This window comes from Nonomuraea corallina (assembly GCF_027620315.1).
GTDB lineage: Bacteria > Actinomycetota > Actinomycetes > Streptosporangiales > Streptosporangiaceae > Nonomuraea > Nonomuraea corallina.
Map to the genome: position 1 here is coordinate 1 of NZ_JAPNNL010000097.1, position 26,079 is coordinate 26,079.

Genomic DNA, 26,079 nt, shown 5'->3' on the forward strand with positions numbered 1-26,079 from the left:
GAGGTCGCGGGCCCGCCCGGAGCCCGGTCCTCGTGCCGGCCGCGGATCGGGTAGCCGGAGGGGTCGGTGAGCGAGCCGAGCGCGGTGTCACCGGTCGACAGCGACTCGCGCAGCACGTACGCCCGATCGGCCAGTTCCAGCGCCGAGCGGGGACGTTGCGCGGGGTCCTTGGCCAGCAGCGCCGTCACCAGCTCGCGCACCGGGGCGGGCACGTCCACGCCCAGCGCCGGCGGCTGCTCGCTGAGGTGGTGCAGCGCGATCGCCACGGCGCTGTCGCCCCGGAACGGGGGCCGGCCGGACAGGCACTCGTAGGCCACCACGCCCAGCGAGTAGAGGTCGCTCGCGGGCGTCAGCGGCAGGCCCTGCGCCTGCTCCGGGCTGACGTACTGGGCGGTGCCGAGCACGGTGCCGGTCTGCGTCACCGGCGCGGCCTCCATGGCCCTGGCGATGCCGAAGTCGGTCACCTTGATCGTGCCTTCGGGAGTCACCAGCAGGTTGCCCGGCTTGATGTCGCGGTGGATCACCCCGGAGGAGTGGGCCGCGTGCAGCGCCTTGGCCGTCTGGTGGAGCACGTCGAGGGAGACCTCGACGCCGAGCGCGCCGTTGCGGACCAGGATGGCCGACAGCGGCTCACCGTGCACCAGCTCCATCACCAGGTAGGCCAGGTCCGCCTGCTCGCCGTAGTCGAAGATCTGCGCGATGCCGGGGTCGGCCAGCCCGGCGGTGATGCGCGCCTCGTTGCGGAAGCGGCCGCGGAAAGCCGGGTCGGCGTGGATGTGGCTGTGGAGCACCTTGACGGCGACCTCGCGGCCGAGCAGCTCGTCGCGGGCACGCCAGACCTCCCCCATGCCGCCGGCGGCGATGCGGGAGAGGAGGAGATAGCGGTTACCGAGCCGCATGGTTCAGCACGTTACCGTCCATCACTTCAGCACCGCCTCCATCACTGCCTTGGCGATCGGCGCGGCCGTGCCGCCGCCGGTGGCCTCTCCGCCGCCGCGCACGGCGCCGGACTCGACCATCACCGCGAGCGCGATCCTCGGCTCGTCCGCGGGTGCGAACGAGATGAACCAGGCGTGCGGCTGCTGGCCCTGAGCGGTCTCGGCGGTGCCGGTCTTTCCCGCTACTTGGACGCCGGAAATCTGCGCGCGGTTCGCGGTGCCGTTGGCCACGACGCTCACCATCATGTCGGTGAGCTCGTCGGCCGTCTCCTTGCTGACCGCCTCGGTGAACTCCTCGGGGTCGGTCTCGTCGATCGTGTCGCCGTTGGAGTCGGTGATCTTGTTCACCAGGTGGGGCTTCATGACGACGCCGTCGTTGGCGATGCCGGCCGCGATCATGGCCATCTGCAGCGGGGTCATCTGGTTGCTGCGCTGGCCGATGGAGGCCTGGGCGACCGCGGCCGCGTCCTCCTTGGGGCCGAAGTCGCTCTTGACCACCGACATCGGCACGGCCAGCGGCTCACCGGCGCCGAACTTCTGCAACTGCTCGCGCATCGCCTCGTAGCCGAGATCGATGCCGATCTTGCCGAACGGGGTGTTGCAGGACCGCTCCAGCGCGAAACGGAGTGTCACCTGGCCGGAGCCGCACGCCGCGCCGCCGTAGTTGGGCAGGTCGGCGCTGGTGTTGGGCAGGTCGAGCACCTGCGGGGCGGGGACCGTGGTGTCGGCGCCGCGGCTGGAGTCGTCCTCCAGGAAGGCGGCGGCCGTCACCACCTTGAACGTCGAGCCCGGCGGGTAGGTGTTCGCGATCGTACGGTTGAGCAGCGGCTGGCTCTTGTCCTTCGCCAGCTCGTCGTAGCGCTTGAACACCTCGGCCTTGTTCGTGCCCGACAGCTCGGCCGGGTCGTAGGTGGGCAGCGAGACCATGGCGAGGATGCCGCCGGTCTTCGGGTCGAGGGCGACCACGGCGCCGCGCTTGCCGCTCTCGCGCAGCGCGTCGTAGGCGGCCTTCTGCGCCGCCGGGTGGATCGTCAGGTCGACGTTCGCGCCCCTGGGCGGCTCGCCGGTGAACAGGTCGATGCCGCGCTGCAGCAGCAGGTCGGCGCTGGAGCCGTCGAGCAGCTTGTTCTCGCTGCGCTCGATGGCGGACTCGCTCTCGGGCGAGAAGAAGCCGGTCACGTGCGCGTACACGCGGCCATCGGGGTACTCCCTGAGGAACTTGAAGTCGCCCTTGGTCTCCTTCGACTGGGCCAGGATGACCTTGCCGCCCGCGGTGATGCGCCCGCGCTGCACCGCGTACCGCTCGTAGAAGTTGCGCTGGTTGCGGGCGTCGTCGCTGAGGCTCGACGCGCGCACGCCCTGAAGGATGTTCACGTTGATCATCAGGAGCGCGAACATGGCCAGACAGGCGACGGCCGCGCGCTTGATCGTCCGGTTCATCGCTGGAACACCTGCGTCATTCCTTCGTTCTGGATCGCCTGGGGCGGTGGCCTGCGCGCCGCGTCGGTCATGCGGACGAGCAGCGCGATGAGGATCCAGTTGGCCAGCAACGCCGAGCCACCCTGTGACATGAACGGGGTGACCAGGCCGGTCAGGGGGATGAGGTTGGTGACACCGCCGACGATGATGAAGATCTGCCAGGCCAGCAGGAACGACAGGCCGGCGGACAGCAGCTTGGTGAACGGGTCGCGGGCGGCGAGCGAGGCGCGCAGCCCGCGCTGGACGATCAGCGCGTAGATCATGAGGATCGCCATCAGACCCGTGAGGCCGAGCTCCTCGCCGGTGGCGGCGAAGATGAAGTCGGAGAAGGCGAGCGGGATGAGCTCGGGATGACCCTGGCCGAGCCCGGTGCCGAGGACGCCGCCCGACGCCATGGCGAACAGGCCCTGCATGAGCTGCTCGCTGCCGCCGATGGCGTTGTAGAGCTCGGGGTTGCCGGGGTCGAGATAGACCGCGCCGCGCAGCTGGACGTGGCTGAAGACCATGCCGGCCAGGACCGCGCCGCACAGGAAGAGCAGGATGCCGATGATCACCCAGGAGATGCGCTGGGTGGCGATGTAGAGCATCGCGATGAACGTGCCGAACAGCAGCAGCGAGGAGCCCAGGTCCTTCTGCAGGACGAGGATGCCCAGGCTGACACCCCAGGTGATGAGCACCGGGCCGAGGTCACGCGCGCGCGGCAGGTCGATGAACAGCAGCCGCCGCCCGGCGAGCGCCAGCACGTCGCGCTTGGCCACGAGGTAGCCGGCGAAGAAGACCACCAGCGCCAGCTTGGCGAACTCGGCCGGCTGGAGCGAGAACACCCCGGGGACGCCGATCCAGATGCGGGCGCCGTTGATCTCCTGGCCGAGGAACGGGATCAGCGGCGAGACCAGCAGGAAGAGCCCCGCCGCGCCGGCGGTGTAGGTGAGCCGCTGCAGGGCGCGGTGGTCACGCAGGAAGATCAGGGTGAGGCTGAACAGCACGATGCCGATGAGCGTCCACAGCAGCTGCGTGTTGGGCGAGGCGAGCGTGGCGGACGGCAGGTCGGAGTCGGTCTCGGACAGCCGGAAGATCATCACCAGCCCGAGCCCGTTGACCAGCGTCACCAGCGGCAGGATCAGCGGGTCGGCCCACGGCGCGAACTTGGCGAGCACGAGGTAGGCGGCCAGCATCAGGCCGCCCAGGCTCAAGCCGTACGTCAGCATGCCCGAGGGGATCGCCCCGTCCATCGCCAGTCCGACGTTGGCGTAGGCGCCCATGGTGATGAGAACCGCGAACGCGAGCATGACGAGTTGGGCCATGCGTCGCTTGGCGGGCATGGGCACGGGGGCGGGGGCCACTTCGCTCATCTACTGAGGTTTCGTCCTTGTGGGAGTCGGGGATGGCGACGGGCTCGCGGAGGGGGTGGGTTCCGCGAACCTCATTGTATTGATCTTGGTGAGACCCTCGTCCACGTCGCCGACCTCGATGCCGTCCTTGACCAGTGCCTGGTCAGGCGGCGAGAGCCGGGACAGGGCCTTGCCGGTGTGGCGGGCCACCTTGAAGAACTGTACGGGGCCCACCTCCTGCTGGATGCCCTGGAAGACGACCACTTCGTCGGCCCAGGCTCCGACGAAGAACTGGTCCTGGGTCCACTTCCAACCGAAGTAACCGCCCACGCCCACGGCGATGGCGGCCACGGACAGCACGGTGACCAGCACGGGCCACACCCGGCGACGCCTGCCCGACTTGCGGGACGCTCGCGCGACCGGCTCGTCGAAGTCGTCATCGGTGATGGCCGGCTGGGGAGCGGTCACCGCGCCCGCTCGCCCCGGCGCGGCCTCCTCGCCCGAGCGCAGCCGGGTCATCCCGGCGGCGCCGACGACGGCGGCCTCGAAAGGCACCTGCTGCCCGTCGGTGATCTCCAGCACGTCGGCGATCACGCAGGTGATGTTGTCGGGCCCGCCGCCCCGGTTGGCCAGGTCGATGAGCTGGCGTACGGCCTCTTCGGGATCGTCGAGATTGGTCAGCGTGGCGTGCAGGGTCTCCGCGCTCACCACCCCGGACAGCCCGTCGGAGCAGAGCAGGTAACGGTCGCCCACCTGCGCCTCGCGCAGCGTCAGGTCGGGGTCGACCTCACCGCTGCCGTCGAGCGCCCGCAGCAGGATCGAGCGCTGCGGATGGGTCGCGGCCTCCTCCGGGGTGATCCGCCCGTCGTCGACCAGTTGCTGCACGAGCGTATGGTCATGGGTGATCTGATAGAGCTCGCCGCGTCTGAGCAGGTAGGCGCGGGAGTCGCCGACGTGCACCAGCGCGACCTGGGTGCCGTTCCAGAGCATGGCGGTGAGTGTGGTGCCCATGCCTTTGAGGCTGGGATCCCGTCCCACCATCTCGTGCAGCTTGCGATTGGCGTCGCGTACGGCTGCCTCGATGGCGTTGAGCAGGTCACCCCCCTGCTGGGCCTCTTCGAGAGAGGCCATCGCGGCGATGGCGACGGAGCTCGCCACCTCGCCGTGTGCGTGCCCGCCCATGCCGTCGGCGACGGCGAGCAGGCGGCCGCTGGCGTAGGCCGAGTCCTCGTTTCCTTCACGGAGGAGGCCGACGTCCGAGCGGGCGGCGTAGCGGAGTGCGATGGTCATTTGCGCAATTCAATGACTGTCTTGCCGACACGGATCGGAACACCGAGCGGCACCGGGGTCGGGCGGGTGACTTTCGAGCGGTCGAGATACGTGCCGTTGGTGGAGCCGAGATCTTCCACGATCCACTGACCGTCCTGGGGAAAGAGCCGGGCGTGCCGGCTGGATGCGTAGTCGTCGCTGACTACCAGCGTGGCGTCGTTCGCCCGGCCGATGGTGATGGGCGTCTCCGTGAGATTAATGGTGGTGCCCTGCAGCGGACCACCTGTCACGATGAGCTGGCGGGGCTCTCCCTTCCTGCTCTTGGGCTTTGCCACGGGTTTGGCAGGTTTGGTCCCTGTCCCCGGGCCGGCCGGGGCCGTGCGTGACCCGAACAAGTCGGTCCGGATCACACCGACCGCGGCGATGACGAAGAACCACAGCACCGCCAGGAAGGCGAGCCGGATCAGCACCAGCGTGAGCTCGGACATGGACCGTTTGTCTACCTCTAATCGCGCCGGAACACCAGAGTCGTGCGTCCCAGCGTCACTCGCGTGCCGTTCTGGAGCTCGATTCTGCGTACCGGCTGGCCGTTGACGAAGGTGCCGTTGGTCGATCCGAGATCGACCAGGACGACTTGCTGACCCTCGACGCGCAGCTCCGCGTGGTGGCGGGAGACGCCGGGGTCGACGAGACGAAGATCGCAGTCGGTGCCGCGGCCCAGCAAGGTCACCGGAGTGGTGAGCTCGTAGGAGCGGTCGCCCTGTGGATCGTCCTGAGTGCTGACGAGCAGCCGGGGCCGCCCGTTGAACGCGTTGGGCCGGGACGGGGGCAGGTCGCTGGACGGCTGGCGGATCTCGTCCTGCTCGACCGTGGCGCCGCGGATGACGCCCGACCTGATGCGGAACAAGCCCACCGCCAGGTCGCCCGCCGTCTCGAATCGGACCCGGACCGGTCCTACGAAGGAGTAGCCCTGCTCCTTGGCGTACTCCCTGGCGAGGTTGGCCAACTCGTGGCTGATGCTGTCGGCGTAGACCTCTAGCCGCTCGGCGTCGGTCGTGGACAGCTCCACCACGAAGTCGTTCGGGACGAGGGTACGGCCCTGGGCGACGATCGCCGCCCGCTCGTCCATCTCCCGCTGCACCGCGCTGGCGACCTCGACCGGCTGAAGGTCAGATTTGAACGCCCGCGCAAAGGCCCCCTCAACCAAGCCTTCGAGCCGTCGCTCGAAGCGCTGAAGGACTCCCACCGGGTACCTCCCTTCCTCCGTGCATATGATCGCGGCCCCCAGACGCCGATGACGCCCGGTCTCCGCTCGAACCACGAGACAGAGTGCCCCGGCGCTCTCCAAGCACTCGCGCCCAGCTCCTCCGCTCACGTGTCTTATGCGATCGTATCCGGGTTCAGTACCAGTGGCTGTTCCGTGCTAATGTTTCTCCGCACCCACAAGGGCGGGTGGCGGAACGGCAGACGCGCACGGTTCAGGTCCGTGTGTCCGAAAGGACGTGAGGGTTCAAATCCCTCCTCGCCCACTCCGGTCACGCCGATGAAATCGGCAGACCAACACTGACGAAAGAGAGCCCCGGTTCGCAAGAGCCGGGGCTTCATCTTTTCCGTCCGCTTCTCGCCTTCGCTCGGCGAAAGGTACGCCCGGCCGGTTGCAACGCACTTTCACGTCGCTTCCGGCCGGGCGTTTCGCTGTGTTTTCGCTCACAGCGGACCCGGGAGTGTCAGACCGCCGCCAGCTTGCGGGTGTCCAGAAGCTGGCCCAGCAGGTCCGTGAGGCTCACCATGCCGACGGTCGCGCCGTCGGCGCCGATGACCAGCGCCAGATGCGACCGCGCTTCCTGCAGCGCCGCCACGGCCTCGGGGACCTGCGTGGCGCTCGGCAGCTCCGGCACCGGCCGGGCCAGCTCGCCCGCCGTGCGTCCCGGCTGCAGCAGGGCGTCGCGGGCGTGCAGGACGCCCGTCACCTCGCCGCCGTCGCTCACGAGCAGCCGCAGGTGGCCGCTACCGGCCGCCACGCGGCGGATCTCCGCCGTGTCGGCCGACGGAGGTACGGTGACGACCCGGTCGATCGGCACCATGAGGCGTTCGATGCCCGCCGCCTCGAACCGCAGCGCCCGGGTGAGCAGGTCGTGCTCCTCCCGGTCCAGCAGGCCCATCCGGCCGGACTCGCCGACCAGCATGGCGAGCTGGCGCGGCGTCCTGGTCGTGGCCAGCTCGTCGCGCGCCTGCACGCCGAAGAGCCGCAGCATCACGTTGGTCAGGCCGTTGAGCGTCGAGAGCAGCGGCAGCATCACCCAGGTGAAGGCCCGGAAGGGCAGGGTGAGCAGCAGCACCGCCCGCTCGGGATGGGTCAGCGCCCACGACTTGGGCGCCATCTCGCCCACCACCATGTGCAGGAACGTCACCAGGGCCAGCGCGAGCGTGAGCGCGATCGGCATGCGCAGCGGCTCGGCCACGCCGATGGCCGCGAACACCGGCTCCAGATAGTGCTCGATGGCCGGCTCGGTCACGTACCCGAGACCCAGCGTGCACAGCGTGATGCCGAGCTGGGCCCCGGCGAGCATGAGCGAGAGCTGGCGGCTGCCGCCCGCGGCCGACCTGGCCGCGATCCTGACGAGCCGGTTGCCGCCCGTCGCGACCTCCTCCAGGCGGTGCCTCCGTGAGGAGACGAAGGCGAACTCGGCCGCCACGAACAGCGCGTTGAACGCCAGCAGCGCCACACTGATGAGGATCATCGTCATCGGCTCGTCGCCTCCGCGGGCTGCTGGGCGGGCGCCAGACGCACCCATTCGGGCACGCGACGGGTGATGGACATCACGGTCAGCTCGGCCAGATGCCGGTCACCGTCGTCCTCCTCGAACGGGTGGGCCTCCACGACCGTGGGCACCGTCACCGTGTCGCCGGGCTCGGGCATCCGCCCCAGCTCCGCCAGGATCAGGCCGCCCAGCGTGTCGTAGTCGTCGCTCTCCGGCAGCGCGATGCCGGTGGCCCGCTCGACCTCGTCGAGCCGCAGCCTGCCGGGCACCTCCCAGACGCCGCCGGGCTGCCGCACGGCGCCCACGGGATCCGGGTCGTTCTCGTCGACCAGCTCGCCGACCAGCTCCTCCGCCAGGTCCTCGACGGTGATCACGCCGGCCAGGCCGCCGTACTCGTCGATGACGCAGGCGATGTCGTCGCGCGCGACGCGCATGCGGTCGAGCACCACCGGGAGCGGCAGCGAGTCGGGCACGAGCAGCGCCTGCCGGGTGATGTCGCCGACGGCGCCCTCCTCCATCCCGGAGGTGAGCAGCTCGCGCACGCCGGTCACGCCCGCGACGTCGCCGTCGTCACCGAGCACCGGGTAGCGGGTGTGCCCGCAGGCCCGCATCGTCTCCACCAGCTCGGAGATCGGCTGGGCGGTGCGGAGCACGACCACCCGCGGCCGCGGCACCATGATCTCCTCGGCCGTGTGGTCGCCGAACTCCAGGGCGCGCTCCAGCAGCTCCGACAGGCGCGGAGGCAGCTCGCCGGCCTCGGTGGACTCCTCGATGATCCGGGAGAGCTCCTCGGGGGTGGCGCCGTGCTCCACCTCCTCGACGGGCTCGATGCCCAGCTTCCTGAGCAGCCCGGTGGCGGCCGAGTCGAACAGACGGATCACCGGGCCGACCACGGCCAGGTAGACCAGCGTCGATCCGGCCAGGAACTTGGCCACCGGCTCGGGCCTGGCGATGCCGAGGTTCTTCGGCGCCAGCTCGCCCAGCACCATCTGGACCACGGTGGCCACGCCGACGCCGATGGCGACGGACAGCCCGGTGATCAGGGTGTCCGGCAGACCGGCGTCCGACAGCCAGGGCCGCACGAGCGCGGCGATGGCGGGTTCGGCCAGGAAACCGACCACGAGGGCGGTGACGGTGATGCCGAGCTGGGCGCCCGACAGCATGAACGACAGGCGAGAGGTCACCCGCAGCGCCTTCTCGGCGGCCTGGTCACCGGCCGCGGCCTGCTCGCGCAGGACGGCCCGGTCGGCGGCGACGAAGGCGAACTCCTGGGCGACGAAGTAGCCCGTCGCGGCAGTGAGCAGGAAGAGGGCCAGGATGCCCAGATAAGCGCTCACCGGCGCGAGCTCTCAGAGGTCCCCGTGCATGCGCACGGGCGGCTACTCCATGGGTCCGCAGTGGACACGATCATCCTTTCCATAGATGTGGTCCCTAAAGCTAACGATGCAGGTGCCTTCTGTGTTTCCGGTGGCCATATCTGCGGGGTTCTGCGTACTTTTCCGTGGGCGGAACATTGGCCGGTGCGCTGCACTGAACGACGTCTGCGACGTAGCGTCTATGTCAAGCGATGGGAAGAAGGAGCCAAGTGTCTGAGGACGACCGGACGCGGGCCATGCGCCCGCCTGGTGAGCGCCGTCCGCTGCCGCGGAAGGACGAGGGGCGGCGCTCGGCGGGGGCGCCCGCGCACCAGTTCCCGCAGCCTCCCCCCTCGTCGCCTCCCGCCTCGTCGCCTCCACCCTCGTCGTCCGCCGACGACAGGCCCCGGGCCGGCTCGCGCGTGTACGGCAGGCCGCGCTCCGGCGACAGCCCCGTCCGCCCGATGCGGCGCGGCTCCGAGCAGCCGCCCCCGTCCGGGCGGCGGCCGCGCAGGCGGATCAGGGTCGGCACCGTACTCAAGATCCTCGGCGCGCTCGTGGCCGCGCTGGTGCTGCTCGCCGCCGGTCTGCTGTTCTGGATCGACGGCCGGCTGGGCGGGCTGCCCGCCGGGATCCTGGACGACTACGAGGGCCGGCCGGCCGACACCCCCGGCACCAACTGGCTCCTGGTCGGCTCCGACAGCCGCAAGGGCCTGTCCGCCCGCGAGCGCAGGAAGCTGGCCACCGGCAACAGCGAGGGCCAGCGGACCGACTCGATGATGCTGCTCCACCTGCCGGAGAGCGGCGACCGGCCGACGCTGGTCAGCCTGCCCCGCGACTCCGCCGTCACCATCCCCGGCAAGGGCCGCAACAAGCTCAACGCCGCCTACGCCATCGGCGGGCCCGAGCTCCTGGTCCGCACCGTCGAGACGGTCACCGACATCCGCGTCGACAACTACATGGAGATCGGCTTCGCCGGCTTCGTCGACATCGTGGACGCCGTCGGCGGCGTCGAGATCAACGTGCGCGCCGCGGTGAACGACCCCAAGGCGGGCCTGAAGCTCAAGAAGGGCACCCAGACCCTCACCGGCGCCCAGGCGCTCGGCTACGTCCGCACCCGCCAGGGCGGCGCGCTGCCCGACTACGAGCGCACCAAGCGCCAGCGCCAGTTCCTCGGCGCGGTGGTGAAGAAGGCGGCCAGCCCCGGCACCCTGATCAACCCGTTCACCTCGATCCCGCTGGCGATGAGCGCCACCGAGGCGGTGGCGGTCGACGAGGACACCGGCGTGTTCGACATGCTCTCGCTGGGCCTGGCCATGGGCGACAACCCGGTGACCACGGTGGTGCCGTTCGGCGGCACCGAGATCGTCGCTGGCGGCGAGGCCGTCAAGTGGGACAGGGACAAGGCCGTCGCCCTGTTCGAGGCGCTGGCCGCCGACAAGCCGGCGCCGAAGGAGGTCGTCGACGCCGGCTGAACCGGCGCCGGCCGGGCCGGTTCAGCCGGCCGGTCAGCTCGACGCGGTGATGGCGGCCGTGGTGACGGCGATCGAGATGCCCGCGTTGATCGCGGCGATCGTCTGGGCCACGGCCTCCGCCTCCCAGGCGCCGGAGGCGATCTGCTTGACCCGTTCCTTGTCGGCGCCGGGGAACGCCTTGCGGTCGAGCTTGGCGGCGTGCATGACCGCGATGAGCACGGCGGTGCGCGGGTCCGGCTCGGCGCCGCCGAGCGCGGCGGCGACCCGCTCGCGCACCCGGGCCTCCACGGCGCCGTCGAGCTCGGGCCAGCGGGTGGTGCGGAAGATGCCGAACACCCGCACGCGCTCCTCGGACAGCACGCCCGCACCGGCGAGCCGGGTGAGCAGGCGGGTGCGGAGCTTGCCCGACTGGAGCTGCTGCACCCACCAGGCCGGCTTGCGCTCCTTGGGGCTGTCGGCGATGCGGGCGAGCGCGGCGTCGAGCTCGTCGTCGCCCAACGGCGCGGGGTCGAGGACCGTCACCTTCTTGTCTCTCAGCGCGATGCGCTCGCCGAGGGCCAGCTCCGCGAGCAGGGCTCCGGCCACGGCGGGGTCGAGCTGGATGGCGGAGAGCAACTGCCTGCCGTCGTCCTCGCCGAAGGCGAGAAGGAGGATCTCCTCCGCGATCGTCACACTCATCCTCTGACACTAACGTGCGAGCATGACCATCTCGGAAAAGTTGCACGTTATCGGCCGTCCCCTGCTCCAGGCCCAGGTGGAGCATCCGACGGTGATCGGCATCGGGCGGGGCGACCTGCCGGACCCGGTGTTCCGGTCGTGGCTGGAACAGGACTACCTGTACCTCCTGGACTACGTGCGGGTCTTCGCCAAGCTGGCCTGGCAGGCGCCCGACGCGCACGTGGGAGACCTCGTGGACCTGGCGCACTCGACGTACCACGAGGAGCTGGATCTGCACCGCTCGCTGTCGGCGGAGTTCGGCGCCGACCTGGAGGGGGCAGTGAAGGGGCCGGCGTGCGTGGCGTACACGGACTTCCTGCTGGAGGCGGCTTCCTCGTACGGAGAGGGGCTGGCGGCGCTGTACCCGTGCATGTGGGGTTACTCGACGCTGGGGCGGATCCTGGCGGAGAACCCGCCGGCCGAGCCGCGCTACCGGGCCTGGGTCGACACCTACGCCGACCCGGGATTCGCGGCGCTGACCGAGCGGATCGCCCGGATGCTCGACGAGGCGGACCCCGACCCGGCTCTGGCCGAGGCGAGGTTCCGGGAGGGGATGGCGCACGAGCTGGCGTTCTGGGACGTGCCGTAGCGCCCACGTAGGCTGGAGGGCATGCCGGAGCTTCCCGAGGTCGAGTCGCTCACCGCGTTCCTGCGTGAGCGGGCGGTCGGACGCGTGATCGCGGGCGTCGACGTGCCGGGCGTGCAGGCGCTCAAGACGTTCGACCCGCCGGTGAGCGCGCTGGGCGGGCTGACCGTCACGGGCGTGGCCAGGCACGGCAAGTTCCTCGACCTCGACTGCGACGGCCTCCACCTGGTCATCCATCTGGCCCGGGCGGGCTGGCTGCGCTGGCGCGAGGACCTCTCGGGCGCCAAGCCGGTCCGTCCGGGCAAGGGCCCGCTGGCCGTACGGGTGCGGATGGCGGCCGACGCCGAGGGGCTCGCGCCGGGGTTCGAGCTGACCGAGGCGGGCACGCAGAAGCGCCTGGCCGTCTACGTGGTGAGGGACCCGGAGGAGGTGCCGGGGATCGCCGCGCTCGGGCCCGACCCGCTCGACCCGTCCTTCGACGTGGCCGCGCTCAAGCGGATCCTCGGCGGCAACCGCACCCAGGTCAAGGGCCTGCTGCGCGACCAGAAGGTCATCGCGGGCATCGGCAACGCCTACTCCGACGAGGTGCTGCACGCCGCGAGGATGTCACCGTTCAAGATCGCTTCGACGCTGACGGACGCGCAGGTCGCCGACCTGCACGAGGCGATCGTGACCACGCTGCGCGAGGCGGTCGAGAGGGCCCGGGGCCTGGCGGCCAAGGACCTCAAGGCGGAGAAGAAGTCGGGGCTGCGGGTCCACAACCGCGCCGGTCAGCCGTGTGACGTGTGCGGCGACACGATCCGCGAGGTGTCGTTCGCCGACTCCGCGCTGCAGTACTGCCCCACCTGTCAGACCGGTGGCAAGCCGCTGGCCGACCGCCGCATGTCCCGGCTGCTCAAGTAGGGTCGCGGCGTGTGCCGAGCACGGCGCGCGGCAGGGGAGAATGGGCCCATGACGGTTCCCGAGGTCGAGGTCCGCGACGTGCCCGAGGACGCCTACCTGCTCGACGTGCGCGAGCAGGACGAGTGGGTGGCGGGTCACGCCCCCGAGGCGGTCCACATCCCGATGACGCAGATCCAGGCGCGGGTCGAGGAGGTGCCCTCCGGCCGCCCCGTCTACGTCGTGTGCCGCGTCGGCGGCCGTTCGCTGCAGGTCGCGGCCTGGCTCAACCGGCTCGGCCGGGAGGCGATCAACGTCGGCGGCGGCATGCAGGCCTGGGAGCACGACAAGCGCCCCATGGTCAGCGAGACGGGCCGGCCGCCTGTGGTCGCCTGACTCCACCGCTGGCCCAAATCCGACCAATAGGGCATCATGGGGGCGCGTGCCGGAGCTGATCCCCGGCCGCGTTCGACCCACCGCGGGAGCTCGGGGCAACCGGGCTGAGAGGGCAGCTACCGCCGCTGCCGACCGCATGAACCTGTCCGGGTAATGCCGGCGTAGGGAGTGCGCGATGCCGCATGCCGTCCACGGCGACGAAGTTCCGCTGACCCTGGAGGGCACGCCGCCCAAGACCCTCGGCGTGCTCGACCAGGGCGCGCTCTGGGCCAACCTGGCGGTCAGCCTGCTGGGCTTCTCCGGGGCGCTGTTCCTGATCGACCCGCTCGGCGGCGCGCCGCTGTCGCTGACGGCCGCGCTGGTCGCCACCGTCGTCGGCAGCCTGATCGGCACCACCATGGTGGGCCTGGCGGCCATCCCCGGCACGCGGACCGGGCAGCCCGCGATGGTGCTGCTGCGCGGGCTGTTCGGGGCCCGGCTGTCGTACGTCCCCACCGGGCTCAACATCGTCCAGATGGTCGGCTGGGGCGCGTTCGAGCTCTGGGTGATCGCCCAGGGCGCCCTGGCCATCTTCGGCGACACGGTCCCGTACGCGGTCTGGGTGATCGTCGCCGGGGTGGTCACCACGGTGCTGAGCGTCTGGCCGCTGGGCGCCGTCCGGCTGATCCGGCGCTACATCACGGTCCTGGTGATCATCGCGATGATCTGGTTCGCGGTGCAGTTCCTGGGCGACGCCCAGCCGCGGACCGGCGGGTCCTGGGAGGCGTTCGCCCCGGCCGTCGACTACGTGATCGCGCTGTCGGTGTCGTGGGTGCCGCTCGCCGCCGACTTCGCCCGCCACTCCAGGTCCAGCCGGGCGGCCTTCGCCGGCGTGGTCGGCGGCTACACCCTCGCCCAGGTGGCCTGCCTGGCGCTGGGCGTGTACGCGGTCGCGATCGCCGGCGCGCAGGCGGTGGCGGCCGACAGCACCGCGGTGTTCGGGCCGTTCGTGGCGGTGCCGCTGGGCGCGCTGTTCTTCGCGGTCCTGGTGCTGCGCGAGGCCGACCAGTCGTTCGCCAACGTCTACTCGACGACCGTCTCACTGCAGAACCTCATGCCGCGCGTCGACCGGCGGATCATCAGCACGGTCATCGGCCTGCTCACCATCGCCATCGCGCTGGTGGTGGACGTGACCTCCTACGGAGCGTTCCTGGGCGTGATCGGCGCGGTGTTCGTGCCCATGTTCGCGGTGCTGGCCGTCGACTACTTCCTGCTCGGCGGCTCGGCCCGGTGGAACACCGCCGCCGACGCCCCGGCCCGCTGGTCGATGCTGGCGCCGTGGGCGCTCGGGTTCGCCGCGTACTGGCTGACCACCTCCACCCCGACCATCGCCCCCTGGGACGGCTTCTGGGCCGGGGTGCGCGAGGCCGTCGGCTTCACCAGGGAGCCGTGGATGAACGGCGCGCTCGGCGCGGCCATCGTCGCGGCCCTGGTGACGCTGCTGATCGGGCTCGTCAGGCGCCGCGCCGCTCGACGGTGAGCAGGTGCCGCTTGGCGGCGGCGCCGCCCGCGTAGTCGCCGGGCTCGCCGTCGTCGCGCACCACCCGGTGACACGGCACGATCACGCACACGGGGTTGGCGCCGAGCGCGTTGCCGACCGCGCGCAGCGCCCGCGGCCTGCCGATCAGCTCGCCGACGCGGGCCGGCGTCGTGGTCGTGCCGTACGGGATCGCCATCGTCTTCTGCAGCACCGTACGGGCGAACGGGGTGGCCAGGGACAGGTCGACCCGGGTGGAGAAGGCGCGCAGCCGGCCGGAGAAGTAGGCGTCGAGCTCGCGGCGCACCGGGTCGAGCCGCCGGGCGTCGCTGCCGATGAGCCTGCCCACCTGCTTGGCCACCCGCTCGAACACGACGTTCTCGTCCTCGTAGCTGCAGGTGACGAGACCGCGGGCGGTGACCGCGAGCACCAGCCGGCCCACCGCGCCGTCGTAGGTGCCGAACGCGATGTCGGGCGGGCCGTCGCCGCGATAGGTGTCGGACGTCGCCCGCAGAAGGGCATCCAGGTCGCCCGACACGTCTTCACCTCCACCCGTACGAACAGCCGTGACCGCAGCGTATCGGACGGATCACCCGACGCGGACGCCACGCCGCGGGCACTATGGAGTCGTGGGGGACGCAAGGGCTGCGAGTGACGACGAGATGGTCCGGGCGGTGCTCGACAGCTCGCCCAACGCCGTGGTCGCGATCGACAGGGACCAGACGGTCCTGGTGTGGAACGCCGCCGCCGAGGCGCTCTTCGGCTGGCCCGCCGCCGACGTGCTGGGCCGCCGGGCGCCGATCGTGCCCGAGGAGCTGGCGGCCGAGCACCACGCGGCCCTGGAGCGGGTGCGCACCGGCGAGCAGGTGTCGCTGCGCACCAAGCGGGCGCGCGCCGACGGCGCCGTGCTGGACGTGCGGGCCGACATCAGCGCGCTGCGGACGGGCAGCGCGACGGCCGGGTACGTCTGCGTCTACCACCTGGTGCGGGCCGGCAGCGCCGCCGAGCACCGGATGGCGCGCCGGGCCAGGCTGGTGCGCAGGCTCACCGACGTGGTCGCCGACATCAACGCCGAGCTGGAGCTGCCCGCCGTGCTCGACCGCATCTCGGCCAGCCTCACCGAGCTGACGGGGGCCGACGCGGGCGGGTTCGTGCTCATCGAGGGCGAGCGGTTGCGGCTGGTCAGCACCTACCGGCTGCCGCCGTCGCTCAAGGACGCCACCACCGACCTGCACACCAGCCTGGTCGGCACGCTGCTGCGCACCGGCAGGACCGTGCTGCTGGAGTCCGAGGGGATCGAGCGGCTGGTGTGGGCCGAGCTCAAGGGCCTGCACACCATCGCGCTCGGCCTGGCCGCCGTCGGCGGTCGCCCGTACGGCGCGCTCTACGCGCTGTTCACCGGGAACAAGCCCGGCCATCTGGAGCTGGAGCTGCTGGAGCTGCTGGCCGGGCACGCCGGCATCGCGGTCGGCAACGCGGTCGCCTACCAGGAGGCGGTGCGGCAGCGGGCGCACGAGCGGGCCGTGTTCGACGCCAGCGCCGACGGCATCGCGGTGCTCGACGGCGACGGCCGGGTGCTGCGGTGGAACCCGGCGGCGGCCCGGCTCACCGCCGTCGCGGCCGAGGAGGTGACGGGCGGCCCGCCGCCGTTCCCGCTGCCCGGCCCCGGCGAGAAGGTCACCCACCAACTGCCGGACGGGCGCTGGCTGGACGTGGTGTGCGCGCGCATCGAGGAGACCGGCGAGCTGGTCGTCGACTTCCGCGACGTCACGGCGGCCAAGGAGCTGGAGGAGGCCAAAGACCTGTTCCTGGCGACCACCAGCCACGAGCTGCGCACCCCGATCACGGTGGTCGGCGGCTTCGCCAGCACGCTCGACGCCCGGTGGGAGCAGCTGAGCGACGCCGAGCGCCGCTACGCCGTGCACACGATCGCCGAGCGCTCCCGGTCGCTCGGCCGGCTCATGGACCACCTGCTGCTCGGCGCCAGGGCGGGAGCGGAGGAGCAGGTGGTCGGCGATGAGCCGTTCGACGTGGCCGAGCGGCTCAGGGCGGCCACGCTCGGCCTGCCGGTGCTGTCCGACAGCCACCGCATCGAGGTGGACATCGCCGCCGGCCTGCCGCACGCGCTGGGTGATCCGCTGGCCACCGACATCGTGCTCGGCCAACTCCTGGAGAACGCCTTCAAGTACTCGCCGCGAGGCGGGCTGATCAGCGTCGGAGCCTGGCGCGAGGACGGGCGGGTGGTCGTGGTGGTCGACGACGAGGGCGTGGGGATCGCGCCGGCCGACCGGGAGCGGATCTTCGAACGGTTCGTCCAGGTGGAGACCGGCGACCGCAGGAGGTTCGGCGGTGTCGGGCTCGGGCTCTACATCGTGCGGAGCCTGGCCAGGGCGCAGGGCGGCGAGGTGAGCGCGCATCCGCGACCCGCCGGTGGCACGCGGATGAAGCTGCAGCTCAGGTGCGCTTCTCCTATCCGATCCGACACACCGGTGCGGTAACGAGGTGGTCATGCTTGCGCTGATCTATCGTCCGATGTGTACAAGCTGTGATTGAGATGCGGTTTCTGGGATCGAGGAACGGGGCATTTCGGTCGTACCGGGGGTGCTTCCGCGGGGGGCACTGGGAGACGGGGAGGTGGGTGTGTCAAGCGTGGTGCTGCTGCCGTACGCGCCGTCCAGCGTCGCCGTCGCCCGCCAGCGTCTCAGCTCCGATCTCCACGACTGCGGGGTCTTCGGCGCCGCGATCGACGATGCCGTGCTGGTGGTGAGCGAACTGCTCAGCAACGCGCTGCGGCACGCGCACCCGCTGCCTTCGGGCATGGTGAAGGTGTCCTGGCTGCGCAGCGAGGACCACATCGAGGTGGCGGTCAGCGACGGGGGAGCGGCCACCGAGCCGAGGGCGGGCCGGCCTGCGCTGTCCTCGCTGGGCGGGCGTGGGCTGGGCATCGTCGAGTACGTGGCGGAGAGCTGGGGCGTGCGGCATGACGGCGACACGACGACGGTGTGGGCGATCCTGCCCGCGCCCAAGAAGCAGGTGAACGGGCAGGTTCACGCCCTCAAAGAGGCCGGGTAGCGAGCACGGCGCGCTCTCCCGTGGTCCACGCCGTGGACACCAGCAGGTAGAGCCCGGCGGCCAGGGGGAGCACGGCCGCGGCCACGAGCGAGCCGTACGGGAGCAGCGGCGCGATCTTCCGCATGAGCTCCGGCTGGTCCTCCGTGAGCGACGACCGCACCGCACGGGACGACAGCCATGCCACCACGGCCATCAGCACGAGCACCAAAGCGAAGACCGAAAAGGGTCCGCTGGCCAGACCGTAATGCGCGATCACGGCGGCGACCTGCTGACCCAGCGGAGCCCCGAACAGGTCATGGCCCGCCAGCGCGGTCGGATGCGTGGCCACCCGGAACATCAGCCACAGGAACGGCAGCTGCGCCAGCCCCGGCAGGATCCCTGCCAGCGGCGAACCGCCCTCCTTGGCGAACAGCGCGGACGTCTCCCTGGCCAGCCGCTCCGGGTTCCGCCCGAACCTCTTGCGCAGCTCACGCAGCCTCGGCGCGAGGCGCTCCCTGAGCCTGGCGCTGCGCGCCTGCCGGACGGCCAGCGGCAGCAGCAGGAGCCGCACGGCCAGGGTGAACAGCACGATGCCGAGGGCGGCGTGGCCCCCGGACATGCCGACGATGAATGACACCAGTGAATCGATCATGAGCCCTTCTCCCGCGGAGACCTTCAGGGCTCGGATCCGAGCCCCGCCTAACCGGAAGCGGGGCGCGGTGAAGGAGCTCTCGGCCTGAGTCTGCCGGCCGCGCCGGGATCGCGCTGGCGCTGGAAGGCCGTGCGCCGCGCGTACACCAGGGGGAACCCGGACGGCTCACCGCCGCAGACCGGCAGCGGCCTGACCGCCCACGACAGCAGCAGCAGGACCGCCACCATGGTGACGGCGATGAGCCATGGATCGAACAGGAAGGTCGTCACCGTCAGGTTGAGGACTTACCGACCATCGTGACGACGATGAAGACCAGCAGCGCGACCACTCCGATGATCAGCGCGATCTTCAGCAGCCCCAGGACCATGGGGATGATGAAGGTGAACAGCACGAAGAGCGCCAGAGCGACGCCCGCCACGAGCATGATGACTCGACCCATGAGCCCACCGTACGTCGTGCCGGCGCCCCGCGCGATGCTTACCGTCCGATGACGTGATCGCCTCACCGGCCCCCTCGCCCCGTACGGTGAAGGCGTGAACACCCGCATCCTGGTGGTCGACGACGATCCGACCGTGTCCGAAGTGGTCGCGCGCTACCTGGAGCGCGACGGGCACGAGGTCGAGTGCGTGGAGGACGGCGCGGAGGCGCTGCGCCGCGCCCTGGCCAGCCCGCCCGACCTGATGGTGCTGGACCTGATGCTGCCCAAGCTCGACGGGTTACAGGTGTGCAGGAAGCTCAGGGAGCGCTGGCCGGTTCCAGTGATCATGCTGACCGCGCTCGGCGAGGAGCTCGACCGGGTGGCCGGCCTGGAGACGGGCGCCGACGACTACGTGGTCAAGCCGTTCAGCCCGCGTGAGCTGGCCCTGCGCGTGCGGTCGGTGCTGCGCAGGGCCCGCGGCGCCGCCGTCACCGGCGGCACCGGCGTGCTCCGCGACGCCGGCCTGGTGGTGGACGTGGGCGCCCACGAGGTGCGGCTGGACGGCGAGCCGGTCATGCTGACCGCCCGCGAGTTCGACCTGCTGGCCTACCTGATGCGCAACCCGAGGCAGGCGTTCAGCCGGGCCGCGCTGCTCGACCAGGTGTGGGGGTGGTCGTTCGGCGACTCCTCCACCGTGACCGTGCACGTCAGGCGGCTCCGCGAGAAGATCGAGCCCGACCCCACCGAACCCCGCAGGATCGTCACCGTCTGGGGAGTCGGCTACCGGTACGAGCCGCTGGAGGGCGCGGCGTGACCCTGGGCGTGATCGTCGCGGTCACCGCCGGGCTGGGCTTGCTCGTGGCCGGCCTGGGGCTGGCCGTCATGTGGGTGCTGCGGACCCGTTCCATCGGCGTGATCATGGCGATCGTGGTGGTCGTCGCCGTGGCCGCCACCCTGGCCGGCGTGGTCGCGATCACGATGCGGATGGTCATCGAAGGGCCGGCCAGGGACATCGTGCTCAGCGTGGTCGCCGTCGGCGGGCTCGTCGGGCTCGGCGTGGCCTTCGTGGTGGCCCGGCGGGTCGTGGCCGAGAGCAGGCGGCTGGTGGCCGCGGTCGGCGAGCAGCCGTTCGCCGCGCCGCGCGGGCTGCCCGCCGAGCTCCAGTCCATCGCCGACGCCCTGGAGAAGGCGTACGCCCGCGAACGCGCCCTGGAAGGCGCCCGGCGCGAGCTCGTCGCCTGGGTCAGCCACGACCTGCGCACCCCGCTGGCCGGGATGCGGGCCATGGCGGAGGCGCTGGAGGACGGCGTCGTGTCCGACCCCGAGACGGTCGGCCGCTACCACCGCCAGATCAAACGGGAGGTGGAACGGCTGTCGGCCATGGTCGACGACCTGTTCGAGCTGTCGAGGATCCACGCCGGGGCACTGCGGCTGTCACGGGCCAGGATCGGGCTCGCCGACCTGGTCGCCGACACGCTGGCCGGGGCCGAGCCGCTGGCCAGGGCGAAGGGCGTGCTGCTCACCGCGGAGGCGGCGGCCGTGCCGGTCGAGGCCGACGCGGGCGCGCTCGGGCGGGCGCTGCGCAACCTCGTGGTCAACGCCATCGAGCACACGCCCCCGGACCTGCCGGTGGTGCTGCGGTCCGGGGCGTCGGACGGGACGGCCAGCCTGTCGGTCAGCGACTCCTGCGGCGGCATCCCGGACGAGGACCTGACGCGGGTGTTCGAGGTGGCCTTCCGGGGGGAGACAGCCCGGACCCCGACCTCGGACGGCGGGGCCGGGCTGGGGCTGGCGATCGCCGAGGGGATCGTGCGGGCGCACGACGGGGTGATCGGGGTGGCGAACGAGGGCCGCGGGTGCCGCTTCGAGATCCGCCTGCCTCTCGCGTGACGCGCCGGGCCCTCGCGGGGCGGCGGTTCGGGACAGCGAGAGGTTCATGACGAGAGGTTCATGACGAGAGGTTCACGACGAGAGGTTCACGACGAGAGGTTCACGACGAGAGGTTCATGACGAGAGGTTCATAAGGCGTGGCGTGGCGTGGCGGTGCGGGGTGGCGGGCCTTCACGGCGTGCGGTGGTTCAGGGCAGCCGGTGTTCGCGGTGGCTGGTGTTCGCGGTGGCTGGTGTTCGGGCGGTGGGGTGCTCACCGGGTCCGGTGCGGGCGGCGGGGTATGCGCGGCGCCGTCAGGCGGGCCCCGGGGGGACCGTTGCCGGGAGGGAGGTCTCCGGAGTGGCGCCGAACGACTCCGACATCGCACGAAATGTCGGGCAGGGCCAGCGCCACATGCAGCTCCGGCACCGCAGGATCGGGTGCGCGGCGTCGCTGGTGATGCCGCCCGCGTCACGCGGCTGGTGCAGGTCGAGCAGCCGCAGCCCCAGCTCGGAGAACATGAGCAGCTCGTCGCGCGCCCCGGTGAGGAAGTCGAGGTCCTCCACGGCCAGCCTGGTCTGTACGGGGACGTACCCCTCATGGTTGACCAGCCGGCGCAGCCGGGCGGCCTCGTCGTGCCACGAGGTCGCCTTCTCGCTGCGGAGGAGGATGGCCTCGAGCTGTTCGCGGAGTCTCTGGCGCTGAGGGTCTTCCGGTCGGTCTGTATTCATAGGTCATCGGGCCCGTGAGCTCGCCCAGCCTCCTCCTGCTGTGAAGTGGTGACCGGAGCCAGGCTCCGGCCCGCCCCCTCTCCGGGCGTCATGGTGGCACACCGTCAAGTCTCGCCTACTCTCCGTCCGCGTGGAGCCCAAACGGCCACTCTCGTCCACAGCTCGGGATCGGCCACCTCGATTCATGCCTTCAATCACGTATCGGCGTGACAACGTGACCCGGAGCCTCCGCGCCGCTAGCCTGCCTGTGTGGAGCTCAAGGTCTCGACTCGATCACATGCCGGCCACGCACTCGTCGTGATCGCCGGTGAAATCGACCTCTATACGGCACCCCACCTGCAGTCGGAGTTCACCCGGCTGCTTCAGGAGGGGCCCGGCCGCGTGGTCATCGACATGTCCGCCGTGGATTTCTGCGACTCCACGGGGATGAACGTGCTGCTGTCCGCGCTCAAGCGGATGAAGGAGCGGGGCGGCACCCTGGAGGTGGCCTCGCCCCGTCCCGCGGTGCAGAAGATCCTGCAGGTCACCGGGCTCGACTCGGTCTTCACCGTGCATGACGAGGTGCCGCAGGAGTTTCTCATCGCCGAGCAGTCATGACGGCAGGCGACACCGCGGTCGTCATCCCGGCCAGGAACGAGGCCGATCGCATCGGCCTCACCGTGGCCTCGGCCCGCGGCCTGCCCGGCGTCGACCTGGTCGTGGTGGTCGACGACGGCTCGACCGACCAGACGGGCAGGGTCGCGCGCGCGGCGGGGGCCAAGGTGATGCGCCACAGCCGCAACCGCGGCAAGGCCGCCGCCATGGAGACCGGCGCCGAGGCCGTGCGCCTGCTCGACGACGGCGCCGCCCGCCACCTGCTCTTCCTGGACGCCGACCTGGCCGCCACGGCCGAGGCCGCCGCCGCGTTAGCCGAGCCCGTGCGCGCCGGCCTGGCCGACATGACCATCGCGGCCTTCACCAACCGGGTCAAGCTCGCCGGCCACGGCGTCGTCGTCCGGCTCTCCAGGGACGGCATCCGCCGCGCCACCGGGTTCGAGGCCACCCAGCCGCTGAACGGTCAGCGCTGCCTCACCCGGGAGGCGTTCGAGGCGGCCCGCCCGCTGGCCCACGGCTTCGGCGTGGAGACGGCCCTGACCATCGACCTGATCCGCAAGGGGTTCCGGGTCGTGGAGGTCGAGGTGGACATGGCGCACCGGGCGACCGGCTCCGACTGGCGCTCCCAGGTCCACCGGGCCCGGCAGCTCCGCGACGTCGCGCTGGCGCTGGCCGTCCGCGAGCCCGTGGTGGCCGCCAACCTCGCCAAGCTCCGCCCTCGCCGCTGACAGTTCGCGAGCCCTTGGTGGTCGCGAGCCTCCTCGCTGACGGTCCGTGAACCCTGGGTGGCCGCGAGCCTCGCCGCTGACGTCCGCCCGTATCCGAGTCTCGCGGGGCCGCGCCGCCCGGCGTGTCGTCCACAGGGTGGGGACAGGCGGGCGGAGCGCCGCGGCGGGTGTGCTGGAATTTGCGGGTGACTTCCGAGACGCGGGTCAGCGCCCCCCACCGGCTCATGCGGCCCGCCCTGGCCTGCGTCGCCGCCTCGATCCTGCTGACGGTCCTGATCGGCGCGCTCGGCCCGTCCGCCATGGTCCCGGCCCTGCCCGGCCCCGCCTGGCAGCCGCCTTACTCCCTGGCCGCAGGCCCGCACCCCTATCTCGTCGTCGCCATGGCCGCCCTCGCCCTGACGCTCGGCGGGCTCGGCCTGCTCGCGGCGCTGGCGGTGCCGCCCGCGTCGTTCCCCGCCCGCCTGCCCCGGGCGCTCGTGCTGCTCGGCTGCCTGGCCGCCGTCCTGCTCGCCTTCCTCCCGCCGTCGGGCTCCGGCGACCATCTCAACTACGCGGGCTACGGCCGCCTGGCCTCCCTGGGCCTCGATCCGTACACGCACGGCGCCGTCGACCTCCCCGGCGATCCGGTCACCGACGCCGTCGAGGCCCCGTGGCGCGAGGAGCCGACGGTCTACGGGCCGGTGGCCACCGCTCTGCACACCGCGGCGAGCTGGCTGGCCGGCGACTCCGTCCGCCTGACGATCTTCCTGCTGGCCCTGGTCAACGCCGCCGCGTTCATCGCCACCGGCCTGCTCATCGACCGCTTCACCCGCGACGACCCGGCCGCGCGGGTGCGGGCCGCCCTGCTGTGGACGGCCAACCCGCTCCTGCTCTACCAGCTCGTCGCGGGCATGCACGTCGACACCCTGGCCATCGCCTGCATGGTGGCGGCCCTGCTGGCCCGGTCCCGGCCCGTCGTCGCAGGCGCTCTGCTCGGCCTGGGGGTCGCCGTCAAGCTCAACGCGGGCCTGGTCGCCCTCGGCCCCGCCTGGGAGCTGCGCCGCGACCCCCGCCGCCTGGCGCTCGTGGCCGGGGTCGCCCTGGCGGTGGTGGTCGCCGGCTACGCCGTCGCCGGCTTCGCCGCCCTCGCGCCGGTCACCCGCACCAGCAAGTCGATCTCCAACGCCTCGTTCTGGAAGCTCGTCCAGGGCTGGCTGCAGTCGCTGATCGGCACGGGCAGCGCCTACCGCGGCGCGATCCAGATAGGCTCCCTGCTCCTGCTCGCCCTCATCGCCTGGTCGCTCTTCCGCCTGATCTCCCGCTCCCGCCGCCTCCGGGCTCCGGGGTCCGGCGACGAGGCCGTGGTCGTGGCAGGGGTGATGGTGATCGCCTATCTGTTCGCCTCGCCGTACGTGCTGCCCTGGTACGACGGGCTGGCCTTCGGGGTGCTGGCGCTGGCGGCGGCCTCCGCCCTCGACCGGTTCATGGTGGCCCACCTGCTCGTGCTGTCGCTGGCCTACCTGCCGGCGCGGGTCGTCGGGCAGCCGCCCGAGCTGGGGTGGCTCATGACCGTGGTGCGGAGTCAGGTCGTCCCGTGGCTGCTGCTGGCGCTGACCGCGGGTCTGCTGGGCTGGGCGTGGCGAGCTGCAGCGCGCGTACGCACGACGCCAGTGTCAGCGGCACCGCCACCGTGAGCGCCATGGCCGGGATGGCGATGCCCGAGTCGTTCATCAGGAAGCCGACGAAGGCGCAGGTCAGCGCGCCGAAGAGGCCCGCGCGCAGGGTCGGCGCGAGCGCGTACGCCTGCCCGAGCGCCGGCGCCCCCCAGCGCGAGGGCCGGGCCAGCACCCTGAACAGGAACGCCAGGGCGACCAGCGAGAGCAGGGTGAGCGACCAGTTCCCCACGGTCACCCCGACCATGGCGCCGAACTTGCGGCCGACGACGGTCCACGCCTGGCCGTCGATGACCTGCTGCACGAACGTGCCGAGATGGGTGCGCTCCCCGGCCGGCCGGAGCCAGTCGGCCAAGGAGATGCCGCCGATGATCGCGGCCCCCGCCACCCCGACGACCGCCAGTTTGGCGATCGACACCCGGCCGCCGGACAGCAGGATGAGGAAGACCGCCAGCCCGGCGACGAACGCCGGCACGCCGCCGAAGTCCGCCCCCCACGCGGGCGACCCGTCCGCGAACACCGCCAGTCCGCCGTACAGCACGCACACCGTCAGCACCGCGGCTCGGGGCGCGCCCCTGCCGCGCAGCCATTGGGCGACGCCCGCCAGGCCGAGGACGGTGCCGGTGGCGTAGATGGCGAAGGCGATGTTGCTGAAACCGTAGAACCGGCCGCCGGTCACGGGCTCGTACCCGGAGACGGCGTTCACCTGGAGGCTGGAGCCGGTCATGACGTCCGTCAGCATCGCGACGGAGGTGACCAGCGCGACCACGGTGAGCGGGCCCAGCACGTGCGAGCGCCACGGCCCGGCGAAGGCGAGGCCGGTGATGAGCCCGGCCATGGCGAGGATCGTGACGATGAGCGCGGCCATCGGCGCCGGCAGGCTCCACCACGGCACGAGCTGCGCCAGGAACGTGGCGACGGCGATGGAGCCGCTCAGCACGGAGACGACCTGCACCGCCACCAGCAGCCGCGACGCCGCCGCCAGGTCGAGCCCGCCGCCGGCCGCCCGCTCGGCGGCGTGTTCGCCCTGTGCCGGAGCGTCTCCCGCCTCGGGCGGCCGCGCGCCCGCCGGGGCGGTCGTCCTGCGGCGGCGCAGGGCCAGCGCGGCGAAGGCGTAGAAGAGGAGCTGGACGGTGACGAAGACGGCGAAGAAGGGACCGCGGACCTCGCGCAGCACCTGGCTGGCCAGGTCGGCGTCCGCCAGGCCGGCGACCGTCTCCCCGACCGTGGCCGCGGCCGGGCCGCCGGGCTGCCACGGGCGTCCCACGACCTGCCTCGGGGGTTCGAGGCCGGTCAGGCGGATGGCGGTGGCGGTGAGGTCCTGGATCGCCACCAGGGCGTCCTGGCGGGTCGAGCCGGCCGTGAGATGGCCGGGCGGGTAGGGGGCGCCCGCGGGGGAGGGGCCGGTGGCGATGGCGACGTGCAGGTGGGCGCCGGGGGAGACGTCGGAGATCCCGGCCAGCAGCACGGAGACGCCGGGCGGGAGAGCGGCCAGGAAGGTCCCGACGCGGCGGTCGGCCCGCGCCGCGGCAGCCTGGCGGACGTCCGGCGGCATGGCCGCGGGGACGCCGTACGCGTCCGGGGGCTGGGCGGCCCAGGCGGCGGCGAGGTCCGGGACGTCCATGACGATCAGCGCGTACGAGGAGAGGTCGCCCAGGCCGGCCGGGGTGTCGGCGTACGC

General features: G+C 71.8%; 26 protein-coding genes, 1 tRNA gene, 1 pseudogene and 1 riboswitch. Of the genes and pseudogenes, 13 read left to right on the top strand and 15 right to left on the bottom strand.

The features are described 5' to 3' along the window. The 6 genes from OUY22_RS22450 to OUY22_RS22475 all read right to left on the bottom strand — a co-directional run. Positions 1-899 (bottom strand): protein kinase domain-containing protein (locus OUY22_RS22450; RefSeq protein WP_270157062.1); only part of this gene is annotated, 899 nt, incomplete at its 3' end. 21 nt (positions 900-920) lie between these two features. Next, entirely contained in the window at positions 921-2,378 is a 1,458-nt protein-coding gene (locus OUY22_RS22455) for a peptidoglycan D,D-transpeptidase FtsI family protein (RefSeq protein ID WP_270157063.1), read from the bottom strand. Beyond that, positions 2,375-3,769, bottom strand: a complete 1,395-nt coding sequence (locus OUY22_RS22460) for an FtsW/RodA/SpoVE family cell cycle protein (protein ID WP_270157064.1) — start codon at positions 3,767-3,769, stop codon at positions 2,375-2,377. The genes OUY22_RS22455 and OUY22_RS22460 overlap by 4 nt, the downstream gene beginning before the upstream one ends. Then, the gene (locus OUY22_RS22465; RefSeq protein ID WP_270157065.1) at positions 3,770-5,038 is read right to left on the bottom strand and encodes a Stp1/IreP family PP2C-type Ser/Thr phosphatase; all 1,269 of its coding nucleotides are present in this window, start codon (positions 5,036-5,038) and stop codon (positions 3,770-3,772) included. Continuing rightward, positions 5,035-5,505 (bottom strand): FHA domain-containing protein FhaB/FipA, encoded by a 471-nt coding sequence (locus tag OUY22_RS22470; RefSeq protein WP_270157066.1) that lies wholly within the window; start codon positions 5,503-5,505, stop codon positions 5,035-5,037. The genes OUY22_RS22465 and OUY22_RS22470 overlap by 4 nt, the downstream gene beginning before the upstream one ends. Before the next feature lie 17 nt (positions 5,506-5,522). After that, positions 5,523-6,263 (bottom strand): FhaA domain-containing protein, encoded by a 741-nt coding sequence (locus OUY22_RS22475; RefSeq protein ID WP_270157067.1) that lies wholly within the window; start codon positions 6,261-6,263, stop codon positions 5,523-5,525. Between the two features lie 200 nt (positions 6,264-6,463). On the opposite strand from OUY22_RS22475, the gene OUY22_RS22480 reads away from it, so the two are divergent. Next, positions 6,464-6,546 (top strand) — tRNA-Leu (locus OUY22_RS22480). A gap of 198 nt (positions 6,547-6,744) precedes the next feature. Here the strand turns inward: OUY22_RS22480 and OUY22_RS22485 are convergent. After that, a complete protein-coding gene (locus OUY22_RS22485; protein ID WP_270157068.1) occupies positions 6,745-7,764 on the bottom strand; it encodes a hemolysin family protein in 1,020 nt (339 codons plus the stop codon). After that, entirely contained in the window at positions 7,761-9,116 is a 1,356-nt protein-coding gene (locus OUY22_RS22490) for a hemolysin family protein (protein WP_270157069.1), read from the bottom strand. Before OUY22_RS22490 ends, OUY22_RS22485 begins: the two co-directional genes overlap by 4 nt. A gap of 248 nt (positions 9,117-9,364) precedes the next feature. Here OUY22_RS22490 and OUY22_RS22495 point away from each other — a divergent pair, with 248 nt between their 5' ends. After that, on the top strand, positions 9,365-10,609 hold the full coding sequence (locus OUY22_RS22495) for an LCP family protein (RefSeq protein ID WP_270157070.1): 1,245 nt from the start codon (positions 9,365-9,367) through the stop codon (positions 10,607-10,609). A gap of 33 nt (positions 10,610-10,642) precedes the next feature. Here OUY22_RS22495 and OUY22_RS22500 read toward each other — a convergent pair whose 3' ends face one another. After that, positions 10,643-11,287 (bottom strand): GOLPH3/VPS74 family protein, encoded by a 645-nt coding sequence (locus OUY22_RS22500; RefSeq protein ID WP_270157071.1) that lies wholly within the window; start codon positions 11,285-11,287, stop codon positions 10,643-10,645. A 22-nt stretch (positions 11,288-11,309) separates the two neighbouring features. Here OUY22_RS22500 and OUY22_RS22505 point away from each other — a divergent pair, with 22 nt between their 5' ends. The 4 genes from OUY22_RS22505 to OUY22_RS22520 all read left to right on the top strand — a co-directional run bounded on the left by OUY22_RS22505 (position 11,310) and on the right by OUY22_RS22520 (position 14,706). After that, positions 11,310-11,915, top strand: a complete 606-nt coding sequence (locus OUY22_RS22505) for a TenA family protein (RefSeq protein WP_270157072.1) — start codon at positions 11,310-11,312, stop codon at positions 11,913-11,915. Between the two features lie 21 nt (positions 11,916-11,936). Next, positions 11,937-12,815, top strand: coding sequence for an Fpg/Nei family DNA glycosylase (locus tag OUY22_RS22510; RefSeq protein ID WP_270157073.1), 879 nt, complete (start codon positions 11,937-11,939; stop codon positions 12,813-12,815). Positions 12,816-12,863: 48 nt separating this feature from the next. Continuing rightward, entirely contained in the window at positions 12,864-13,187 is a 324-nt protein-coding gene (locus tag OUY22_RS22515) for a rhodanese-like domain-containing protein (protein ID WP_270157074.1), read from the top strand. A 72-nt stretch (positions 13,188-13,259) separates the two neighbouring features. Beyond that, positions 13,260-13,372: riboswitch (TPP riboswitch) on the top strand. Further along, a complete protein-coding gene (locus OUY22_RS22520) occupies positions 13,363-14,706 on the top strand; it encodes a purine-cytosine permease family protein (RefSeq protein WP_270157075.1) in 1,344 nt (447 codons plus the stop codon). (Overlaps the previous riboswitch by 10 nt.) On the opposite strand, the gene OUY22_RS22525 is transcribed toward OUY22_RS22520, so the two are convergent. After that, the gene (locus tag OUY22_RS22525) at positions 14,681-15,241 is read right to left on the bottom strand and encodes a methylated-DNA--[protein]-cysteine S-methyltransferase (RefSeq protein WP_270157076.1); all 561 of its coding nucleotides are present in this window, start codon (positions 15,239-15,241) and stop codon (positions 14,681-14,683) included. The two genes, OUY22_RS22520 and OUY22_RS22525, sit on opposite strands and share 26 nt — an antisense overlap. Before the next feature lie 124 nt (positions 15,242-15,365). Here OUY22_RS22525 and OUY22_RS22530 point away from each other — a divergent pair, with 124 nt between their 5' ends. Then, positions 15,366-17,201, top strand: a complete 1,836-nt coding sequence (locus OUY22_RS22530; RefSeq protein ID WP_270157087.1) for a sensor histidine kinase — start codon at positions 15,366-15,368, stop codon at positions 17,199-17,201. Positions 17,202-17,343: 142 nt separating this feature from the next. Next, positions 17,344-17,775, top strand: a complete 432-nt coding sequence (locus tag OUY22_RS22535) for an ATP-binding protein (RefSeq protein WP_270157077.1) — start codon at positions 17,344-17,346, stop codon at positions 17,773-17,775. On the opposite strand, the gene yidC is transcribed toward OUY22_RS22535, so the two are convergent. Genes yidC through OUY22_RS22550 form a run of 3 tightly spaced genes read right to left on the bottom strand, consistent with a single transcriptional unit; the run spans position 17,759 to position 18,845 of the window. Next, positions 17,759-18,406, bottom strand: coding sequence for a membrane protein insertase YidC (yidC, locus tag OUY22_RS22540; protein WP_270157078.1), 648 nt, complete (start codon positions 18,404-18,406; stop codon positions 17,759-17,761). The two genes, OUY22_RS22535 and yidC, sit on opposite strands and share 17 nt — an antisense overlap. Positions 18,407-18,453: 47 nt before the next feature. Next, complete coding sequence (locus OUY22_RS22545; RefSeq protein ID WP_270157079.1) at positions 18,454-18,675, bottom strand: DUF6412 domain-containing protein; 222 nt, start codon at positions 18,673-18,675, stop codon at positions 18,454-18,456. Between the two features lie 2 nt (positions 18,676-18,677). Then, positions 18,678-18,845 carry a hypothetical protein gene (locus OUY22_RS22550; protein WP_270157080.1) on the bottom strand — a complete coding sequence of 56 codons (168 nt, stop codon included), beginning with the start codon at positions 18,843-18,845 and terminating at the stop codon, positions 18,678-18,680. A 94-nt stretch (positions 18,846-18,939) separates the two neighbouring features. Here OUY22_RS22550 and OUY22_RS22555 point away from each other — a divergent pair, with 94 nt between their 5' ends. Both OUY22_RS22555 and OUY22_RS22560 read left to right on the top strand, forming a co-directional pair. Continuing rightward, on the top strand, positions 18,940-19,638 hold the full coding sequence (locus OUY22_RS22555; RefSeq protein WP_270157081.1) for a response regulator transcription factor: 699 nt from the start codon (positions 18,940-18,942) through the stop codon (positions 19,636-19,638). Next, positions 19,635-20,714 (top strand): sensor histidine kinase, encoded by a 1,080-nt coding sequence (locus OUY22_RS22560; RefSeq protein ID WP_270157082.1) that lies wholly within the window; start codon positions 19,635-19,637, stop codon positions 20,712-20,714. Before OUY22_RS22555 ends, OUY22_RS22560 begins: the two co-directional genes overlap by 4 nt. A gap of 293 nt (positions 20,715-21,007) precedes the next feature. On the opposite strand, the gene OUY22_RS22565 is transcribed toward OUY22_RS22560, so the two are convergent. Beyond that, on the bottom strand, positions 21,008-21,424 hold the full coding sequence (locus OUY22_RS22565; RefSeq protein WP_270157083.1) for a hypothetical protein: 417 nt from the start codon (positions 21,422-21,424) through the stop codon (positions 21,008-21,010). Between the two features lie 249 nt (positions 21,425-21,673). On the opposite strand from OUY22_RS22565, the gene OUY22_RS22570 reads away from it, so the two are divergent. From OUY22_RS22570 to mptB, 3 genes and pseudogenes are all read left to right on the top strand, one after another. Beyond that, on the top strand, positions 21,674-22,021 hold the full coding sequence (locus OUY22_RS22570; protein ID WP_270157084.1) for an STAS domain-containing protein: 348 nt from the start codon (positions 21,674-21,676) through the stop codon (positions 22,019-22,021). Continuing rightward, a complete protein-coding gene (locus OUY22_RS22575) occupies positions 22,018-22,746 on the top strand; it encodes a glycosyltransferase family 2 protein (protein WP_270157085.1) in 729 nt (242 codons plus the stop codon). The genes OUY22_RS22570 and OUY22_RS22575 overlap by 4 nt, the downstream gene beginning before the upstream one ends. Positions 22,747-23,126: 380 nt before the next feature. Continuing rightward, positions 23,127-24,050, top strand: a pseudogene (mptB, locus tag OUY22_RS22580) (polyprenol phosphomannose-dependent alpha 1,6 mannosyltransferase MptB); the annotation flags it as partial. A 238-nt stretch (positions 24,051-24,288) separates the two neighbouring features. Here the strand turns inward: mptB and OUY22_RS22585 are convergent. After that, positions 24,289-26,079: hypothetical protein (locus OUY22_RS22585; RefSeq protein WP_270157086.1), on the bottom strand; the 1,791-nt coding region annotated here is incomplete at its 5' end.

Coding starts and splice junctions, on each gene's coding strand:
- OUY22_RS22455 (WP_270157063.1), bottom strand. CDS start 2,378: ATGAACCGGACGATCAAGCGCGCGGCCGTCGCCTGTCTGGCCATGTTC.
- OUY22_RS22460 (WP_270157064.1), bottom strand. CDS start 3,769: ATGAGCGAAGTGGCCCCCGCCCCCGTGCCCATGCCCGCCAAGCGACGC.
- OUY22_RS22465 (WP_270157065.1), bottom strand. CDS start 5,038: ATGACCATCGCACTCCGCTACGCCGCCCGCTCGGACGTCGGCCTCCTC.
- OUY22_RS22470 (WP_270157066.1), bottom strand. CDS start 5,505: ATGTCCGAGCTCACGCTGGTGCTGATCCGGCTCGCCTTCCTGGCGGTG.
- OUY22_RS22485 (WP_270157068.1), bottom strand. CDS start 7,764: ATGACGATGATCCTCATCAGTGTGGCGCTGCTGGCGTTCAACGCGCTG.
- OUY22_RS22500 (WP_270157071.1), bottom strand. CDS start 11,287: ATGAGTGTGACGATCGCGGAGGAGATCCTCCTTCTCGCCTTCGGCGAG.
- OUY22_RS22505 (WP_270157072.1), top strand. CDS start 11,310: ATGACCATCTCGGAAAAGTTGCACGTTATCGGCCGTCCCCTGCTCCAG.
- OUY22_RS22510 (WP_270157073.1), top strand. CDS start 11,937: ATGCCGGAGCTTCCCGAGGTCGAGTCGCTCACCGCGTTCCTGCGTGAG.
- OUY22_RS22515 (WP_270157074.1), top strand. CDS start 12,864: ATGACGGTTCCCGAGGTCGAGGTCCGCGACGTGCCCGAGGACGCCTAC.
- OUY22_RS22520 (WP_270157075.1), top strand. CDS start 13,363: ATGCCGCATGCCGTCCACGGCGACGAAGTTCCGCTGACCCTGGAGGGC.
- OUY22_RS22530 (WP_270157087.1), top strand. CDS start 15,366: ATGGTCCGGGCGGTGCTCGACAGCTCGCCCAACGCCGTGGTCGCGATC.
- yidC (WP_270157078.1), bottom strand. CDS start 18,406: ATGATCGATTCACTGGTGTCATTCATCGTCGGCATGTCCGGGGGCCAC.
- OUY22_RS22550 (WP_270157080.1), bottom strand. CDS start 18,845: ATGGGTCGAGTCATCATGCTCGTGGCGGGCGTCGCTCTGGCGCTCTTC.
- OUY22_RS22565 (WP_270157083.1), bottom strand. CDS start 21,424: ATGAATACAGACCGACCGGAAGACCCTCAGCGCCAGAGACTCCGCGAA.
- OUY22_RS22575 (WP_270157085.1), top strand. CDS start 22,018: ATGACGGCAGGCGACACCGCGGTCGTCATCCCGGCCAGGAACGAGGCC.